The 14,589-nt window shown below is 65.5% G+C and carries 15 protein-coding genes and 1 tRNA gene; 9 read left to right on the forward strand and 7 right to left on the reverse strand.

Annotated features, from left to right (window positions below; all coding sequences use genetic code 11):
• The first annotated feature begins 138 nt into the window (after positions 1–138).
• Both HMPREF2716_RS08760 and HMPREF2716_RS08765 read left to right on the forward strand, forming a co-directional pair.
• Positions 139–215: transfer RNA gene (locus tag HMPREF2716_RS08760), tRNA-Met, on the forward strand.
• A 178-nt stretch (positions 216–393) separates the two neighbouring features.
• A complete protein-coding gene (locus HMPREF2716_RS08765; RefSeq protein WP_003086015.1) occupies positions 394–708 on the forward strand; it encodes a hypothetical protein in 315 nt (104 codons plus the stop codon).
• Between the two features lie 14 nt (positions 709–722).
• On the opposite strand, the gene HMPREF2716_RS08770 is transcribed toward HMPREF2716_RS08765, so the two are convergent.
• Positions 723–1,082 (reverse strand): PA0921 family PhoP regulated protein, encoded by a 360-nt coding sequence (locus tag HMPREF2716_RS08770; RefSeq protein WP_003104747.1) that lies wholly within the window; start codon positions 1,080–1,082, stop codon positions 723–725.
• Between the two features lie 248 nt (positions 1,083–1,330).
• On the opposite strand from HMPREF2716_RS08770, the gene mprF reads away from it, so the two are divergent.
• The 3 genes from mprF (at position 1,331) to HMPREF2716_RS08785 (ending at position 5,970) form a co-directional block, all read left to right on the forward strand.
• Complete coding sequence (gene mprF, locus HMPREF2716_RS08775) at positions 1,331–3,976, forward strand: bifunctional lysylphosphatidylglycerol flippase/synthetase MprF (RefSeq protein ID WP_023518394.1); 2,646 nt, start codon at positions 1,331–1,333, stop codon at positions 3,974–3,976.
• Between the two features lies 1 nt (position 3,977).
• Positions 3,978–5,261 carry a virulence factor family protein gene (locus HMPREF2716_RS08780; RefSeq protein WP_023084941.1) on the forward strand — a complete coding sequence of 428 codons (1,284 nt, stop codon included), beginning with the start codon at positions 3,978–3,980 and terminating at the stop codon, positions 5,259–5,261.
• Positions 5,262–5,421: 160 nt separating this feature from the next.
• Positions 5,422–5,970, forward strand: coding sequence for a cytochrome b (locus HMPREF2716_RS08785; protein ID WP_003112597.1), 549 nt, complete (start codon positions 5,422–5,424; stop codon positions 5,968–5,970).
• Between the two features lie 54 nt (positions 5,971–6,024).
• Here the strand turns inward: HMPREF2716_RS08785 and HMPREF2716_RS08790 are convergent, their stop codons facing one another.
• Positions 6,025–7,929, reverse strand: coding sequence for a potassium transporter Kup (locus tag HMPREF2716_RS08790; protein ID WP_003104754.1), 1,905 nt, complete (start codon positions 7,927–7,929; stop codon positions 6,025–6,027).
• A gap of 246 nt (positions 7,930–8,175) precedes the next feature.
• On the opposite strand from HMPREF2716_RS08790, the gene rimO reads away from it, so the two are divergent.
• The 3 genes from rimO (at position 8,176) to HMPREF2716_RS08805 (ending at position 10,409) form a co-directional block, all read left to right on the forward strand.
• Positions 8,176–9,498, forward strand: coding sequence for a 30S ribosomal protein S12 methylthiotransferase RimO (gene rimO / locus HMPREF2716_RS08795; protein WP_003123232.1), 1,323 nt, complete (start codon positions 8,176–8,178; stop codon positions 9,496–9,498).
• A gap of 64 nt (positions 9,499–9,562) precedes the next feature.
• Entirely contained in the window at positions 9,563–10,024 is a 462-nt protein-coding gene (locus HMPREF2716_RS08800; protein ID WP_003085999.1) for a YehS family protein, read from the forward strand.
• Entirely contained in the window at positions 10,017–10,409 is a 393-nt protein-coding gene (locus HMPREF2716_RS08805; RefSeq protein ID WP_003163162.1) for a hypothetical protein, read from the forward strand. The genes HMPREF2716_RS08800 and HMPREF2716_RS08805 overlap by 8 nt, the downstream gene beginning before the upstream one ends.
• Before the next feature lie 49 nt (positions 10,410–10,458).
• Here HMPREF2716_RS08805 and mgtE read toward each other — a convergent pair whose 3' ends face one another.
• A complete protein-coding gene (gene mgtE / locus HMPREF2716_RS08810; RefSeq protein WP_003085996.1) occupies positions 10,459–11,907 on the reverse strand; it encodes a magnesium transporter in 1,449 nt (482 codons plus the stop codon).
• Positions 11,908–12,233: 326 nt separating this feature from the next.
• Between mgtE and HMPREF2716_RS08815 the strand changes: the two genes are divergently transcribed.
• Positions 12,234–12,749: a DUF4124 domain-containing protein gene (locus tag HMPREF2716_RS08815; RefSeq protein WP_010793887.1), complete on the forward strand. Its 516-nt coding sequence runs from the start codon at positions 12,234–12,236 to the stop codon at positions 12,747–12,749.
• 45 nt (positions 12,750–12,794) lie between these two features.
• Here the strand turns inward: HMPREF2716_RS08815 and HMPREF2716_RS08820 are convergent, their stop codons facing one another.
• The 4 genes from HMPREF2716_RS08820 to HMPREF2716_RS08835 all read right to left on the reverse strand — a co-directional run bounded on the left by HMPREF2716_RS08820 (position 12,795) and on the right by HMPREF2716_RS08835 (position 14,537).
• Entirely contained in the window at positions 12,795–13,247 is a 453-nt protein-coding gene (locus tag HMPREF2716_RS08820; RefSeq protein ID WP_003159666.1) for a hypothetical protein, read from the reverse strand.
• A 52-nt stretch (positions 13,248–13,299) separates the two neighbouring features.
• Complete coding sequence (locus HMPREF2716_RS08825; protein WP_003117116.1) at positions 13,300–13,803, reverse strand: phage neck terminator protein; 504 nt, start codon at positions 13,801–13,803, stop codon at positions 13,300–13,302.
• Between the two features lie 91 nt (positions 13,804–13,894).
• Positions 13,895–14,170, reverse strand: coding sequence for a phage holin family protein (locus HMPREF2716_RS08830; RefSeq protein ID WP_003085989.1), 276 nt, complete (start codon positions 14,168–14,170; stop codon positions 13,895–13,897).
• Positions 14,163–14,537 carry a phage holin family protein gene (locus tag HMPREF2716_RS08835; protein ID WP_003104765.1) on the reverse strand — a complete coding sequence of 125 codons (375 nt, stop codon included), beginning with the start codon at positions 14,535–14,537 and terminating at the stop codon, positions 14,163–14,165. Before HMPREF2716_RS08835 ends, HMPREF2716_RS08830 begins: the two co-directional genes overlap by 8 nt.
• Between the last annotated feature and the right edge of the window lie 52 nt (positions 14,538–14,589).

Here is a 14,589-nt window from a genome sequence, read left to right on the forward strand (position 1 = left end):
CGCTACAAGCCCCGCCGGGCCTGCCCCGGAGCGCTGAATTCTAACATTGGGCAAGCGCTAAGCATTTGAAGAAAAAACACTTTTTTCGAAAAATCGATTGACAGCCCGACGAGAGTCCGTAGAATGCGCCCACACAGACGCGGGATGGAGCAGTCTGGTAGCTCGTCGGGCTCATAACCCGAAGGTCGTTGGTTCAAATCCAGCTCCCGCAACCACATTCGAAAAGCCCCGGCACTAGCGATAGCGCCGGGGCTTTTTGCATTCCGCCCCTCCTGTTCCACTGCATCGCCTCGCCCTCCGTTCGCTCGCATCATCGCACATTTAACTGTATATTCGTACAGCAAGCTCAGCCTTCGATGAATGCTCGGTAACGGATACGGAAAGGACAGACAGATGCTGAACGTCGAACAATTGAAGCGCAGCGTGAACCGGATGGAACTCGACGACATCCGCCAGGCAGTGGACGAACTGCAGATGGACGGCCTGGTCACCGACGGCAAGACGCCGTTCACCCGCGTGCACTTCAACACCTGCTTCGCCGAGATCGAGGCGCTGTTCCAGCGCGCCGGCTTCCACCGGCCGCTCGATGTGGTCGGCTACCAGGGCGAGATCTATGCGTTGTACGACCCCTCTCGCTGGGAGGCCGTGGAAGTGCTGCGCTGGTTGAAGGAATACCGCGAGGAATCGCGTCACCTGACTCCGGCGTGAGCGCAACGCCTGCGTCAGCGCAACTCGTGTGCCAGGCGCGCGCAGGCCATCCCCACGACCAGCATCACCAGCGGACCGAAGGCCCGCATGGAGATCCGCGCAAGGCTCCAGGACTCTTTCGCTGCGAACAGGCTTGCCGGATTCACCGAATAGACCAGCAGGGAACCGCAGAACAGCCCCAGGCCCAGCAGGCCCAGGCGGCGCAACCAACCGTCGTGGCGGAGCAATACCACCAGCAGGGCGCCGTACAACAGGCAATCGACCCGCGCCACCGAGTCCTTGACCTGCAACGACTGTTCCCAATCCCCCAGCCACCATCCAGCGGCCACGCCCAGCACGACTCCGGCGCCGACATGAATGCCCGCCTGGATCATCGTCACCCTTCCCCCCTCGGAAATGGTCGGACAGTGCAAGCCGCCACTATGCCCACGGCAAGCTGAACCATCGCTGAACGAATACCAGCAAATGGCCTTCGGCCACTTCGCCGACGCAACTCCTGCAAAACCCGGCGGTCTTCTCCCTGTGACAGGACGCCGCCCCGCACAGAAAAAATCTGCTGCGACCACTTGGGAACTCGCCCGAGAGGCCATACTCTGTCGCGCAAATTCCCATGAGGTGGCTGATGCGCACCGACGCTCCCGTTCCAGAACATCCCGCTCCACCCAGCTCTCCCGCGTCCCCACAACGCATCCGGCTGATCGATCGGATTACCGCCTACCGCCAGCCCATCGGCCTGGTCTTCACCTTGCTGCTGTTCGGCCTGGCGCTGGTGGCCTGCTACCACCTGCTACGGGAGATCGATCCCGGCGCCCTCCACGATGCCATCGCCGACGTGCCCAGGCCGGCGCTGCTCGGCGCCCTGAGCGCGACCGCCCTCGGCTTCGTCATCCTGCTCGGCTACGAGTGGTCGGCCAGCCGCTTCGCTGGCGTCACGCTGCCCATGCGCAGCCTGGCCACCGGCGGCTTCAGCGCCTTCGCCATCGGCAATGCGGTAGGCCTGTCGCTGCTTTCCGGCGGCTCCGTACGCTACCGACTGTATTCCCGGCATGGCATCGGCGCTGCCGAAATTGCCCGGATGACGCTATTTGCCAGCCTTTCCCTGGGCTGCGCACTGCCGGTGCTGGCGGCACTCGCCGCACTCTGCAATCTCGACGATGCGGCGTCGGCGCTGCACCTGCCCCACGCCCTGGTCGCCGTCATCGCGATCGCCGTCCTGTTGCTGGCTGTCGGCCTGGTGGCGTTCCTGGCTCGGCACCGTCTGCCGGGAGAACGGCCGTCCCCCGACAGCCTGCTGGTCCGCCTCGGCCGCCGCAGCCTGCGCCTGCCAGGCCTGCGCCTGTCGCTGCTGCAACTGCTGATCACCGCCCTCGACGTCGCCGCCGCCGCTACCGTCCTTTATCTGTTGCTGCCGGAAACCCCACCCTTCGCGGCGTTCCTGCTGGTCTACCTGCTCGCCCTGGCCGCCGGCGTACTCAGCCACGTACCAGGCGGAGTCGGGGTGTTCGAGGCGGTGCTGCTGGCCGCGTTCGCCGGCCAACTGGGCGCCGCGCCGCTGGCCGCGGCCCTGCTCTTGTACCGCTTGATCTACGTGGTGCTGCCACTGCTGCTGGCCTGCCTGTTGTTGCTGTTCCTCGAAGCGCGCCGGTTGTGGGTGACGCGCCAGGCGATTCGCGTCGCCTCGGGTTTCGCCGCACCGATCCTGGCGATCCTGGTCTTCCTCTCCGGTGTCGTGCTGCTGTTTTCCGGCGCCACACCGGCGATCGACACCCGCCTGGAGCACCTCGGTTTCCTCATTCCACATCGCCTGATCGATGCCTCGCACCTGGTCGCCAGCCTGATCGGCGTGCTCTGCCTCCTGCTCGCGCAGGGTTTGCGCCGACGGCTGTCGGCCGCCTGGGCCCTGACCCTGGTGCTGTTGCTGGTGGGCGCCCTGCTTTCGCTGCTGAAAGGCTTCGACTGGGAAGAAGCCAGCCTGCTGAGCCTGACCGCCGCGCTGCTCGCCATGTTCCGCCGCTCCTTCTACCGTCCCAGCCGGCTGATGGAAGTCCCCTTCTCGCCGCTCTACGTAGGCGCCAGCATCTGCGTGGTCGGCGCCTCGGTCTGGCTGCTGCTGTTCGCCAACCAGGACGTGCATTACAGCAACCAGCTCTGGTGGCAGTTCGCCCTGGACGCCGACGCCCCGCGCGCCCTGCGCGCCGCCCTCGGCAGTTGCCTGCTGCTCCTGGCCCTGGCCCTTGGCTGGCTGCTGCGCGCGGCACCGCCGGCGATCCGCGAGCCGAACGCGGAAGAGCTGCAGCGCGCGGCGCGGATCATCCGCCACTCGGACCAGCCGGATGGCGGCCTGGCCCTGACCGGCGACAAGGCCCTGCTCTTCCATGAGAGCGACGACGCTTTCCTCATGTACGCCCGCCGCGGTCGCAGCATGATCGCCCTGTACGACCCGATCGGCCCGGCCATGCAGCGCGCCGAACTGATCTGGCAGTTCCGCGACCTCTGCGACCTGCACCATGCCCGCCCGGTGTTCTACCAGGTGCGTGCCGAGAACCTGCCGTTCTACATGGACATTGGCCTGACCGCCCTCAAGCTCGGCGAAGAAGCGCGAGTCGACCTGCTGCGCTTCGACCTGGAGAACAAGGGCAAGGAAATGAAAGACCTGCGCTACACCTGGAACCGCGGCCAGCGCGACGGCCTGGCCCTGGAGTTCCATGAACCGGGCCAGGCTCCGCTGGACGAGCTGAAGGCGATATCGGACGCCTGGCTGGGCGGCAAGCAGGTGCGCGAGAAAGGCTTCTCCCTGGGCCGCTTCACCCCGACGTACCTGAACTTCTTCCGCATCGCCATCGTCCGCCACCAAGGCAAGCCGGTGGCCTTCGCCAACCTGCTGGAGACCGACAGCCGCGAACTGGCGAGCCTCGACCTGATGCGCGTGCACCCGGACGCGCCGAAGCTGACCATGGAGTTCCTCATGCTCGGCCTCATCCTCCACTACAAGGCCCAGGGCCACGCGCGCTTCAGCCTCGGCATGGTGCCGCTGGCCGGGCTCCAGCCAAGGCGCGGCGCACCGTTGACCCAGCGCCTGGGCGCGCTGGTCTTCCGGCGGGGCGAACAGTTCTACAATTTCCAGGGGCTGCGACGCTTCAAGGACAAGTTCCAGCCCGACTGGGAACCCCGCTACCTGGCCGTGCCAGCCGGGCTCGACCCGCTGGTGGCCCTGGCCGATACCGCCGCGCTGATCGCCGGCGGCCTGACTGGATTGGTGAAACGCTGATATGTCTGTCGTGAAACGTCACTGGCGCCGTTTTCTGGTCGCCGCCCTGGTGCTGATCGTCGGTGCCGCCCTGCTGCTCTGGAGCCGACCGGCGGCCCAGGCGAAACTGGAAGCCCTGGACCTCGACGACGGCGGCCACGCCACCCTTGCCGAACCCGGCGAGAAGCCGCGCTCGCGGGTGGTGGTGATCGCCGCCCCCGAACAGCAACTGAACGACGCCCAGATGCTGAACCTGGCTCACGACAGCGCCGCCCGGGTGATCCAGTACTTCCCCCCGGAAAACGGCGATTGCAGGGCGCAGCAGTCCCGGCTCGAAGCGGTCATTGCCCGCCTCGGCGGCAAGCCGAACCTAGTCGCCGGCATCGGCCCAGGCTCGACCACCGCCTGGCGCTGGCTCGCCAGCCAGGACGACGACAAGGCCAAGGCGCTCTCGGTCGGCTTCGACATTGCCCTGGCCGAGCGCGACTGCGACGCCCCGCTGCCGCACCAGGCGTCGCACGGCCAGTGGCTGCTGGCCTGGAACGACAACCCGGACGACGACACCGCAGTCTTCGTCCGCAAGCAGTCGAGCGCGGAAACCAGCATCAGCGACTACGACACCCCGCTGTCCGACGTGCTCGCCCATCAGTTGCGCCTGCAACTGCAAGGCAACGCCGAGGCCCTGCCGGTACTCGAGGTCCCCGCGGCGAAACCCTCGGACATCGTCACCCTGTTCTATTCCGGCGACGGCGGCTGGCGCGACCTGGACAAGGACTCTGCCGAGCATATGGCCAGCATGGGCTACCCGGTGGTCGGCATCGACACCCTGCGCTACTACTGGCAACACAAGAGCCCGGAACAGAGCGCCGCCGACCTCTCCAAGCTGATGCAACACTACCGCGAGAAGTGGGGCGCGAAACGTTTCGTCCTGGCCGGCTACTCGTTCGGCGCTGACATCCTGCCGGCGATCTACAACCGCCTGCCCGGAAAGGACCAGCAGCAAGTGAAAGCCATGCTGCTGCTGGCGCTGGCGCGGACCGGCAGCTTCGAGATCGAAGTGGAAGGCTGGCTGGGCAAGGCCGGCGAGGAAGCCGCCACCGGCCCGGAGATGGCCAGGTTGCCGGCGGCCAAGGTGTTCTGCATCTATGGCGCCGAAGAAAAGGACGAAAGCGGCTGTACCCAATCCCAGGCCGTCGGCGAGAAGCTCGAACTGCCGGGCGGGCACCACTTCGACGAGGACTACCTGTCCCTGGCGAAGAAGATGCTCCAGGCCATCCGCGACCGCGAGAACGCTCCCGACGCCTGATCGCGATCAAGCTCTCCCCGCTCCGCCCTTCTTGTCCCCGGCCGGCGCCAGCTAGACTGAGCCTGCCGGGGGCATTCAGGCTGGCTTCAGCGGAGCCGCCGAGAATACCGGCCGACCCGCCGCAGAGCGGGCTCCCGAGAGCCGAAGAGAAGGAACCGTGATGAGCTGGAAAAACACCGAGTCCCGTTATGGGAGCCTGACCATTGCCCTGCACTGGCTGACCCTGCTGCTGATCGCCGGGGTCTACGCCTGTATCGAACTGAAGGGCAATTTCCCCAAGGGCAGCGAAACCCGCGAACTGCTCAAGCAATGGCACTTCATGCTTGGCCTGAGCGTTTTCCTGCTGGTCTGGTTGCGCCTGCTGGTGCGCCTGGCCACCCCTACCCCGCGCATAGAGCCCGCCATCCCCGCCTGGCAGGCGACGCTGGCCAGGCTGATGCACTACGCCCTCTACCTGATGATGATCGGCCTGCCCTTCGCCGGCTGGCTGATCCTCAGCGCCGCCGGCAAGCCGATACCGTTCTTCGGCCTGGAGCTACCGCCGCTGGTCGACAAGAACCCCGACCTCGCCGGGCAAATCAAGGAATGGCACGAAACCATCGGCAACGCCGGTTATTTCCTGATCGGCCTGCACGCCGCCGCGGCGCTCTTCCATCACTTCGTCAGCCGCGACAACACCCTGGTACGGATGCTGCCGCAACGGCGCTGAGAAACGCGCAAAAAAACGCGCCCAATCGGGCGCGCTTTTTTGCAGCGGAGCGGATCAGATCTCGACCTGGGTTCCCAACTCGATCACCCGGTTGAGCGGCAGGTTGAAATAGCGCAGGTTGCCGTTGGCGTTCTTCAGCAGGAAGGCGAACAACCCCTCGCGCCAGCGCGCCATGCCGATGCGCTTGGATGGAATCACCGTCTCCCGGCTGAGGAAGTAGGTGGTGCGCATCGGGCTGAAGTCCAGTTCGTTGAGATGGCACAGGCGCAAGGCAGCCGGGATGTCCGGCTCTTCCATGAAGCCGAAGTGCAGGATCACCCGGAAGAACCCGTCGCCATAGGCCTCGACCTCGAAACGGCGATCCGGCGAAACCCGTGGGCTGTCTTCGTTGACCACGGTGAGCAGCACCACCTGCTCGTGCAGCACCTGGTTGTGCAACAGGTTGTGCAGCAGCGCGTGAGGCACCGCGTCGGTACGCGCGGTAAGGAACACCGCGGTCCCCTGGACCCGGTGCGGCGGCTGCACGCGCATGCTGGAAATGAACACCGAGAGCGGCAGCGAGCCCTCGTCGAGACGCTCCACCAGCAGTTGGCGGCCACGCTTCCAGGTGGACATCAGGATGAAGATGACGATACCCGCGATGACCGGGAAGGCGCCGCCCTGGATCACCTTGGGCAGGTTGGCGGCGAAGAACAGGCTGTCCACCGCGAGCATCACGCAGAAGAACGGGACGCCCAGCCACAGCGGCCATTTCCACAGGCGCCAGATCACCACGCCCATCAGCAGGGTGGTGATCAGCATGGTTCCGGTCACCGCCACGCCGTAGGCAGCCGCCAGCGACGCCGAGGACTCGAAGCCGAGCACCAGCAGGACCACGCCGACCATCAGCGCCCAATTCACCCCGCCGATGTAGATCTGCCCCTGCTCGTGGCTGGAAGTGTGCTGGATGGTCATCCGCGGCACGTAGCCGAGCTGGATGGCCTGGCGGGTCAGGGAGAAGGCGCCGGAGATCACCGCCTGGGAGGCGATCACCGTGGCCAGGGTGGACAGCGCCACCATCGGCAGCAGCGCCCAGCCCGGCGCCAGCAGGTAGAAGGGGTTGCGCGCCGCCTCGGCGTTGGAAAGGATGGTCGCGCCCTGGCCGAAGTAGTTCAGCACCAGCGCCGGCAGCACCAGCAGGAACCAGGCACGGGCGATCGGCTTGCGACCGAAGTGGCCCATGTCGGCGTACAGCGCCTCGGCGCCGGTCAGCGCCAGTACGGTGGCGCCGAGGATGGCGACACCGATGCCGGGATGCGAGCTGAAGAAACGCACGGCCCATACAGGGTTCATCGCCTGCAGCACTTCCGGCTGCTGGATCACCCCGTAGACGCCCAGCGCCGCCAGGGCGCCGAACCAGAGCACCATGACCGGGCCGAACAGGATGCCGATCCGCGCGGTGCCGTGCTTCTGGATCAGGAACAGGCCGATCAGCACGATAAGCGCCAGCGGTACCGTCCAGTGCTCCAGGCCGTCGAAGGCGATCTCCAGCCCTTCTACCGCCGACAGTACCGAGATCGCCGGGGTAATCATGCTGTCGCCGTAGAACAGCGCCGCGCCGATCAGGCCGGCAACCACCACGAAGGTCTGCAGCCTGCCGAACGGCGCCGCCGCCCGGCGCGCCAGGGCCGACAGCGCCATCACCCCGCCCTCGCCCTGGTTGTCGGCACGCAGGACGAAGATCACGTACTTGATGGAAACGACCCAGACCAGCGACCAGAAGATCAGCGACAGCACGCCAAGGACGCCATCGTGGTTGGCCTGCACCCCGTAGCCGCCGATGAAGACCTCTTTCAGGGTATACAAGGGACTGGTGCCGATATCCCCATAGCAGACTCCAACCGCCCCGACCATCAGGCCGATGGCAGAGCTGGAATGCCCCTCCGACGTCTCCTCGGCACGCGTCGCTGCATCACTCATGAAACGCTTTCCCCCGGAAAAATTCGGCAAATGCTGCGCCCATGCCGTCCGCGATGCAAGCGCCGAGGCCACGGACTGCTATGACTATAGAAGGCCGGGGAGCCGATTGCCGAGCGCCCGCGGTGAGTTTTTCCAGGGCCGGAAAAGAGCTGCACGGGAGACTGGAAAAGCCGCGGCGCTGCCGCTAGAATTGCGCACTTTTTGATCAGAGGCGCCAGCAAGCGCGCCCGCCTACCGAGGTTAGCCATGTCCACCCCCACTCCCAAAGTCGGCTTCGTCAGTCTTGGATGCCCCAAGGCGCTGGTCGACTCCGAGCGCATCCTCACCCAGCTGCGCATGGAAGGCTATGAGGTCGTTCCGACCTACGAAGACGCCGACGTCGTGGTGGTCAACACCTGCGGTTTCATCGACAGCGCCAAGGCCGAGTCCCTGGAAGTGATCGGCGAAGCCATCGCCGAGAACGGCAAGGTCATCGTCACCGGCTGCATGGGCGTGGAAGAGCACGCGATCCGCGACGTGCATCCAAGCGTGCTGGCGGTCACCGGCCCGCAACAGTACGAGCAGGTGGTTACCGCGGTGCACGAAGTGGTGCCGCCGAAGACCGAACACAACCCGCTGGTCGACCTGGTCCCGCCGCAAGGCGTCAAGCTGACCCCGCGCCACTACGCCTACCTGAAGATTTCCGAAGGCTGCAACCACAGTTGCAGCTTCTGCATCATCCCGTCCATGCGCGGCAAGCTGGTCAGCCGGCCGGTCGGCGAAGTGCTGAGCGAGGCCGAGCGCCTGGTCAAGGCCGGGGTCAAGGAACTCCTGGTGATTTCCCAGGACACCAGCGCCTACGGCGTGGACCTGAAGTACAAGACCGACTTCTGGAACGGCCAGCCGGTCAAGACCCGCATGAAGGAACTCTGCGAGGCGCTGAGCAGCATGGGCGTGTGGGTTCGCCTGCACTACGTCTACCCGTACCCCAACGTCGACGACGTGATCCCGCTGATGGCCGCCGGCAAGCTCCTGCCGTACCTCGACATCCCCTTCCAGCACGCCAGCCCGAAGGTGCTCAAGGCCATGAAGCGCCCGGCCTTCGAGGACAAGACCCTGGCCCGGATCAAGCAGTGGCGCGAGATCTGCCCGGAACTGACCATCCGCTCGACCTTCATCGTCGGCTTCCCGGGCGAAACCGAAGAAGACTTCCAGTACCTGCTCGACTGGCTGACGGAAGCCCAGCTCGACCGCGTCGGCTGCTTCCAGTACTCCCCCGTCGAAGGCGCTCCGGCCAACGAGCTGGGCCTGGAGCCGGTGCCGGACGAGGTCAAGCAGGACCGCTGGGAACGCTTCATGGCCCACCAGCAGGCGATTTCCGCCGCTCGCCTGCAGCTCAAGGTGGGCAAGGAAATCGAAGTGCTGATCGACGAAGTCGACGAACAGGGCGCGGTCGGCCGCTCCTGGGCCGACGCTCCGGAAATCGACGGCAACGTGTTCGTCGACAGCGACGAGCTGAAGCCGGGCGACAAGGTCCGCGTGCGCATCACCGATGCCGACGAGTACGACCTCTGGGCCGAGCTGGTCTGAGCCCCCCCCCTGAAGAGCCCCGCCCCGCGGGGCTTTTTCATCGCCAACCGTTCCGGAGAGCACGATGCTCAACAACGACGTACTACGCAGCCTGCGCTACCTGCTGGATCTTCCCGACGCACATCTGGCCGAACTGGCCGCCCCGTTCGGCGAGCAAGTCGAAGCGGACCTGCTCGAGGCTTACCTGAAGAAGGAAGACGAAGACGGCTTCCAGGCCTGCCCCGACCGCTACCTGGCGCGCTGCCTGGACGGACTGATCATCCAGCGCCGCGGTCGCGACGAGTCGCGTCCGCTACCGCCGCTGGAGCTGCCGTTGAGCAACAACATGATCCTGAAGAAGCTGCGGGTCGCCTTCGAACTCAAGGAGGAAGACCTCCATGCCATCCTCGCCAGCGTCGACTTCCCGGTCTCCAAACCCGAGCTGAGCGCCCTGTTTCGCAAGCCCGGCCACAGCAACTACCGGACCTGCGGCGACCAGTTGCTGCGCAACTTCCTCAAGGGCCTGACCCTGCGCGTCCGTGGCTGAACGCGCGGAGCCGCTGCTGGCGGTTCTGCTCCAGGCGCCGCCCTGCGTCGACCCCTGGTTCCTGGAGTGCCGCCAGGATCGCGCCGGCCTCACCATCCTCGTCCGCGACCTCGCCAACCAGCGCACCTGGCGCGTCGAGTTCGTCGAAGTCGAAGGCCTGCGCCAGCTCGACGCTGCCGACCTGCTGGAATTCTGGCCAGCCTGCGCGGCGTCCGAGGGTTGGCTGTACCGGGTCGAGCAAGGCGGCTGGCTGAACCAGGAATGCCGTCGCGAGGGCTTCGTCGCCCGCGAGACCAAGGCCGTCGACGAGTATTTCGTCAATGGCGGCGATCGCTGCCTGAGCGTGCTGTCCTGGTCGCCACCGAAGGTTTCCCCGCTGATCTGACCGCCATGAAAAAAGCCGCCCTTGGGCGGCTTCTCGCGTGGCGCTCCGGCTACATCAGGAAGATCGTCGCCAGGCCGAGGAAGATGAAGAAACCGCCGCTGTCGGTCATCGCAGTGATCATTACGCTGGAGCCCATCGCCGGATCGCGTCCGAAACGATGCAGGGTCATCGGGATCAGCACTCCCATCATCGCCGCCAGCAGCAGGTTCAGGGTCATCGCGGCGGTCATCACCACGCCCAGTTCCCAGTTGCCGTAAAGATAGAAGGCCACCACGCCGATCACTCCGCCCCACGCCAGGCCGTTGACCAGCGCGACGCCAAGCTCCTTGCGCAGCAGGCGGTTGCGACTGTTGCTGGTCGGCTGTACCTGGTCGAGCGCGATGGCGCGGACGATCATGGTGATGGTCTGGTTGCCGGAATTGCCACCGATGCCGGCAACGATCGGCATCAGCGCGGCCAGCGCCACCAGTTTCTCGATGGAGCCTTCGAACAGACCGATCACCCGCGAGGCGACGAAGGCGGTGATCAGGTTGGTGGCCAGCCAGGCCCAGCGGTTGCGCACCGACTTCCAGACCGAGGCGAAGATGTCTTCTTCTTCACGCAGACCGGCCATGTTGAGGACTTCGCTTTCGCTTTCCTCACGGATCAGGTCGACCATCTCGTCGATGGTCAGACGACCGATCAGCTTGCCGCCCTTGTCCACCACCGGCGCGGAAATCAGGTCGTAACGCTCGAATGCCTGGGCGGCGTCGTAGCCGTCCTCGTCCGGGTGGAAGGTCACCGGGTCGGTGGCCATGACTTCCAGCACTTGCTTGTCCGGATCGTTGACCAGCAGGCGCTTGATCGGCAGCACGCCCTTGAGCACGCCGTCGTAGTCGACCACGAACAGTTTGTCGGTATGCCCGGGCAGTTCCTTCAGGCGGCGCAGGTAGCGCAGCACCACTTCCAGGCTGACGTCCTCGCGGATGGTGACCATCTCGAAGTCCATCAGCGCGCCGACCTGGTCCTCCTCGTAGGACAGCGCCGAACGCACTCGCTCGCGCTGCTGCGCGTCGAGGCTTTCCATCAGTTCATGGACCACGTCGCGCGGCAGTTCCGGTGCCAGGTCGGCGAGTTCGTCGGCGTCCAGGTCCTTGGTCGCGGCGATGATCTCGTGGTCGTCCATGTCCGCGATCAGGGTTTCCCGGACCGCGTCGGAGACTTCGAGGAGGATGTCGCCGTCGTCCTCGGACTTGACCAGTTGCCAGACCGTCAGGCGGTCGTCCAGCGGCAGCGATTCGAGGATGTGGGCGATGTCGGCGGGGTGCAGTTCCTCCAGCTTGCGCTGGAGTTCTACGAGATTCTGCCGGTGGACGAGGTTTTCCACCCGGTCATGGTGCTGGCCTTCCTGACGATGGGTCAGGTCTTCCACCACCTTGTGGCGATGCAGCAGCTCGACCACCTGCGCTAGGCGGTCCTGCAGGCTTTCCTGCGGCTTCTTGGCTTCTACTTCGGTCATAGCGCGCTCCACCCCCAGTAGCGGAGCACGCCAAAGGGGTCAATCAGAAACGTGATTGGTCAAACGGGAAACTGTTCGAGTTTCTACTGGGTAAGTCCATGGGGGTGTTCCAAGGGCCCTCTCGGGGCAGATACGGATAATGATAACACTCCGCTTGCGTTTTGCGCGTTACAAAATGGCGGCAAGAACAAGCGCTTGCGGCACAAAGTTCATCGTCACTCGACGCCTGACTGCGACGCCGGAAATTTCACTCAGGACACTCGGCCCCGCGGAAAAAGGCAACGCGTTAGCCTGCACTCACCCTTATCCGACCCGGAGTGCCGCCCATGCGTTCCCTGTCCCTCCTTCTCCTCCTCTCGCTGGCGTCCACCTGCGAGGCCGCTGCGGTATTCCGCTGCGAAGACGCCAGCGGCCATGTCAGCTTCACCCAACTCGGTTGCCCCGCCGGGCAGGCCGGCGAGACCGTCGTGGCGGACAACCCGCCGCCGGGAGGCAGGAGCGTCACGCCGAGGGCCGAGACGAAGACGAAAAAGGCGTCCATCGGCCGGAAAAGCGTGCCGCTCGCGGTGATCGGAGAAAGAGAAGATCGCTGCGGCAGACGCCTGGACGAGAAGGAACGCCGCAAGGCGATCGTGGAGCAGCGGATCATGGCGGGAATGACCCGCTCCGATGTGGAGCGGGCGCTGGGCAAGCCGGACCGGGTCAGCGGGAACAATGCGGAGGTGCGTTATCAGTACAAGGCCGACAAGCGACGGGGAGCGAGAAGCGTGAGCTTCGATCAGGAGGGATGTGTGAAGGGAAAGGGAAGGTACCGGGTGGAGCGAGTCGATCCCGGGAGCTAAGGCCGGGCCGTCCTCATACCGATGAAAGCAGGACCGGCATCGCCCTTAGCGTGCCGGGCAGGGTGTCGCCCTGCCTGCATGGAAAAGACGGACGACAGTCTTCAGCAACCTACCGCCTGCCCGCCGCGCACGCCTCTGGCTGGCAGTTATGGTCAGGCTCAATCCTCTTTCTGCGGTTCGCCGGGCAACAACGCGCGTGATGAACAGACCGCGATACAGGTGGAATCCCGTTTGCACGTCCACCGTTTCGGAAGCGCCTTGCAGTGAAGTCAAGGCAGCGATGCCCTTGCGCACACGGCACTCGTTCAACGCGCGGCTGCCTCCCTCCATCGGCAGCAAGGAGGGCAACGGCTCGCCAGCGGGCGCATGGTCGACAATGCTGCCGACGATGGTGATGAGCTGGTCGCCGCGCGCGCTGACGGCAGCCTGCGCGAGGTTTTCGGAAATCACCGCATCCAGGCGAACGATGCCGACGCGACGACTGATCAACATGACCATGGATCTCTCCTCTATGTATGGATGGCATCGCTACGATGCATCGCAACGACCTCTAGGAAGCCGTTCCACCCGTCCCCCCGGAGGCCTGCCCGGGAGCGGTGCGCTCGAGGTCGACGAGCAGCACGTGTTCGTGAGCGAGAACAAGGTCGAAACGAGCCTGCCCCAGCGCCTGGCCATCCTGCACGACGGACAGGTTTTCGATGGGTGTCAGGCGCAGCAGGCTGGCCTTCAGCACGCGCAGGCGCTCGCCGGCATTGCCTGACTGCAGCAGGCAGCGGGCATCCTGCAGGTACTGGTGCGCCTCGGGACCATGCCAGGTCAGGCGAAAGATGCTCTCGCAACTGGCCAGCAGGGACTCCTGCTCGCCACTGGCGGAAAACTCCCGCCGCACCTTGCCAAGCAGGCTCGAGGACTCCAGGCGCAAGGTCATGAAGGGGATGGCCGGCGGGGCCAGCAGTTGATCGGCATCGATGACGCTGCCGGCGGGCAGGCCGAACAACTGCCGCAACGTTTCGCGCAGGGCGGCGTGATCCAGGCGCACGGTTGCACTGGACATGGCGAACTCCTTTTTCAGGATGGATGGATGACGGACAGGCACCGACGCGGCGGATACAACCGCCGGCCAGGCCGGAGCGAAGTACGTTCGTTCAATGCAGGCGCAGGACCCGCGCCAGGTTGCCGCGCGCCTGCAACAGCAGGACCAGCAGCACCAGCAGTACCCCGAGCATCCACGGCGAGAGGTGCTCGGCACGATACAACCCGGCCACTATTCCCAGCGCCTGGCAGCCGGTGCACAACGCCAGCAGGTAGGCGCACAGGGAAACGCCGGGGCGGAAACGCGCGCCGGCGCGGCGATAGGTGATCAGGCGCATGCAGATCGCCGAGCAGACCAGCACGGTCAGGGTGGACAGCGGATCAACCATCGGACTTGCCTCCCCGGCGGCGCAACAGCCCGCGCATCCAGCTGGGCAGTTCGCCGCCACGCATCCACTCGAGCATGCCGATGCCGCCGGTCACGCAGAGGGTCGCGGCGACGAAGGCGGCCATGCCGCTGGTCTGGGTCAATCCGCGGCCGAGCGCCTCGATTCCGGCGTAATAGCCGCCGACCCAGGACACCAGCAGGTAGCCGAGGCGGGTCAGGGCGTTGTAGTCACGGGCGAACACGACAAAGAAGATGGCGCCGCCGAAGCCTCCCAGCAAGGCGTTGCCATCGATACCCGGCAGGTACATGGCCAGGCCGACGCCAGCCATTGCGCTGGCGGCGGAGGCCGCAGAGCTTGGCTCGGACATGGATGACTCCCGGAAATGCAAAGGCCCGCCGAAAAGGCGGGCCCGGAACGGC

Origin of the sequence: Pseudomonas sp. HMSC076A11 (assembly GCF_001810205.1) — a bacterium.
Lineage (GTDB): Bacteria > Pseudomonadota > Gammaproteobacteria > Pseudomonadales > Pseudomonadaceae > Pseudomonas > Pseudomonas aeruginosa.

Excerpts from the sequence above, each read along its gene's own strand:
- HMPREF2716_RS08765 (WP_003086015.1), top strand. The coding sequence starts at position 394 with ATGCTGAACGTCGAACAATTGAAGCGCAGCGTGAACCGGATGGAACTC.
- HMPREF2716_RS08770 (WP_003104747.1), bottom strand. The coding sequence starts at position 1,082 with ATGATCCAGGCGGGCATTCATGTCGGCGCCGGAGTCGTGCTGGGCGTG.
- mprF (WP_023518394.1), top strand. The coding sequence starts at position 1,331 with ATGCGCACCGACGCTCCCGTTCCAGAACATCCCGCTCCACCCAGCTCT.
- HMPREF2716_RS08780 (WP_023084941.1), top strand. The coding sequence starts at position 3,978 with ATGTCTGTCGTGAAACGTCACTGGCGCCGTTTTCTGGTCGCCGCCCTG.
- HMPREF2716_RS08785 (WP_003112597.1), top strand. The coding sequence starts at position 5,422 with ATGAGCTGGAAAAACACCGAGTCCCGTTATGGGAGCCTGACCATTGCC.
- HMPREF2716_RS08790 (WP_003104754.1), bottom strand. The coding sequence starts at position 7,929 with ATGAGTGATGCAGCGACGCGTGCCGAGGAGACGTCGGAGGGGCATTCC.
- rimO (WP_003123232.1), top strand. The coding sequence starts at position 8,176 with ATGTCCACCCCCACTCCCAAAGTCGGCTTCGTCAGTCTTGGATGCCCC.
- HMPREF2716_RS08800 (WP_003085999.1), top strand. The coding sequence starts at position 9,563 with ATGCTCAACAACGACGTACTACGCAGCCTGCGCTACCTGCTGGATCTT.
- mgtE (WP_003085996.1), bottom strand. The coding sequence starts at position 11,907 with ATGACCGAAGTAGAAGCCAAGAAGCCGCAGGAAAGCCTGCAGGACCGC.
- HMPREF2716_RS08815 (WP_010793887.1), top strand. The coding sequence starts at position 12,234 with ATGCGTTCCCTGTCCCTCCTTCTCCTCCTCTCGCTGGCGTCCACCTGC.
- HMPREF2716_RS08820 (WP_003159666.1), bottom strand. The coding sequence starts at position 13,247 with ATGGTCATGTTGATCAGTCGTCGCGTCGGCATCGTTCGCCTGGATGCG.
- HMPREF2716_RS08825 (WP_003117116.1), bottom strand. The coding sequence starts at position 13,803 with ATGTCCAGTGCAACCGTGCGCCTGGATCACGCCGCCCTGCGCGAAACG.
- HMPREF2716_RS08830 (WP_003085989.1), bottom strand. The coding sequence starts at position 14,170 with ATGGTTGATCCGCTGTCCACCCTGACCGTGCTGGTCTGCTCGGCGATC.
- HMPREF2716_RS08835 (WP_003104765.1), bottom strand. The coding sequence starts at position 14,537 with ATGTCCGAGCCAAGCTCTGCGGCCTCCGCCGCCAGCGCAATGGCTGGC.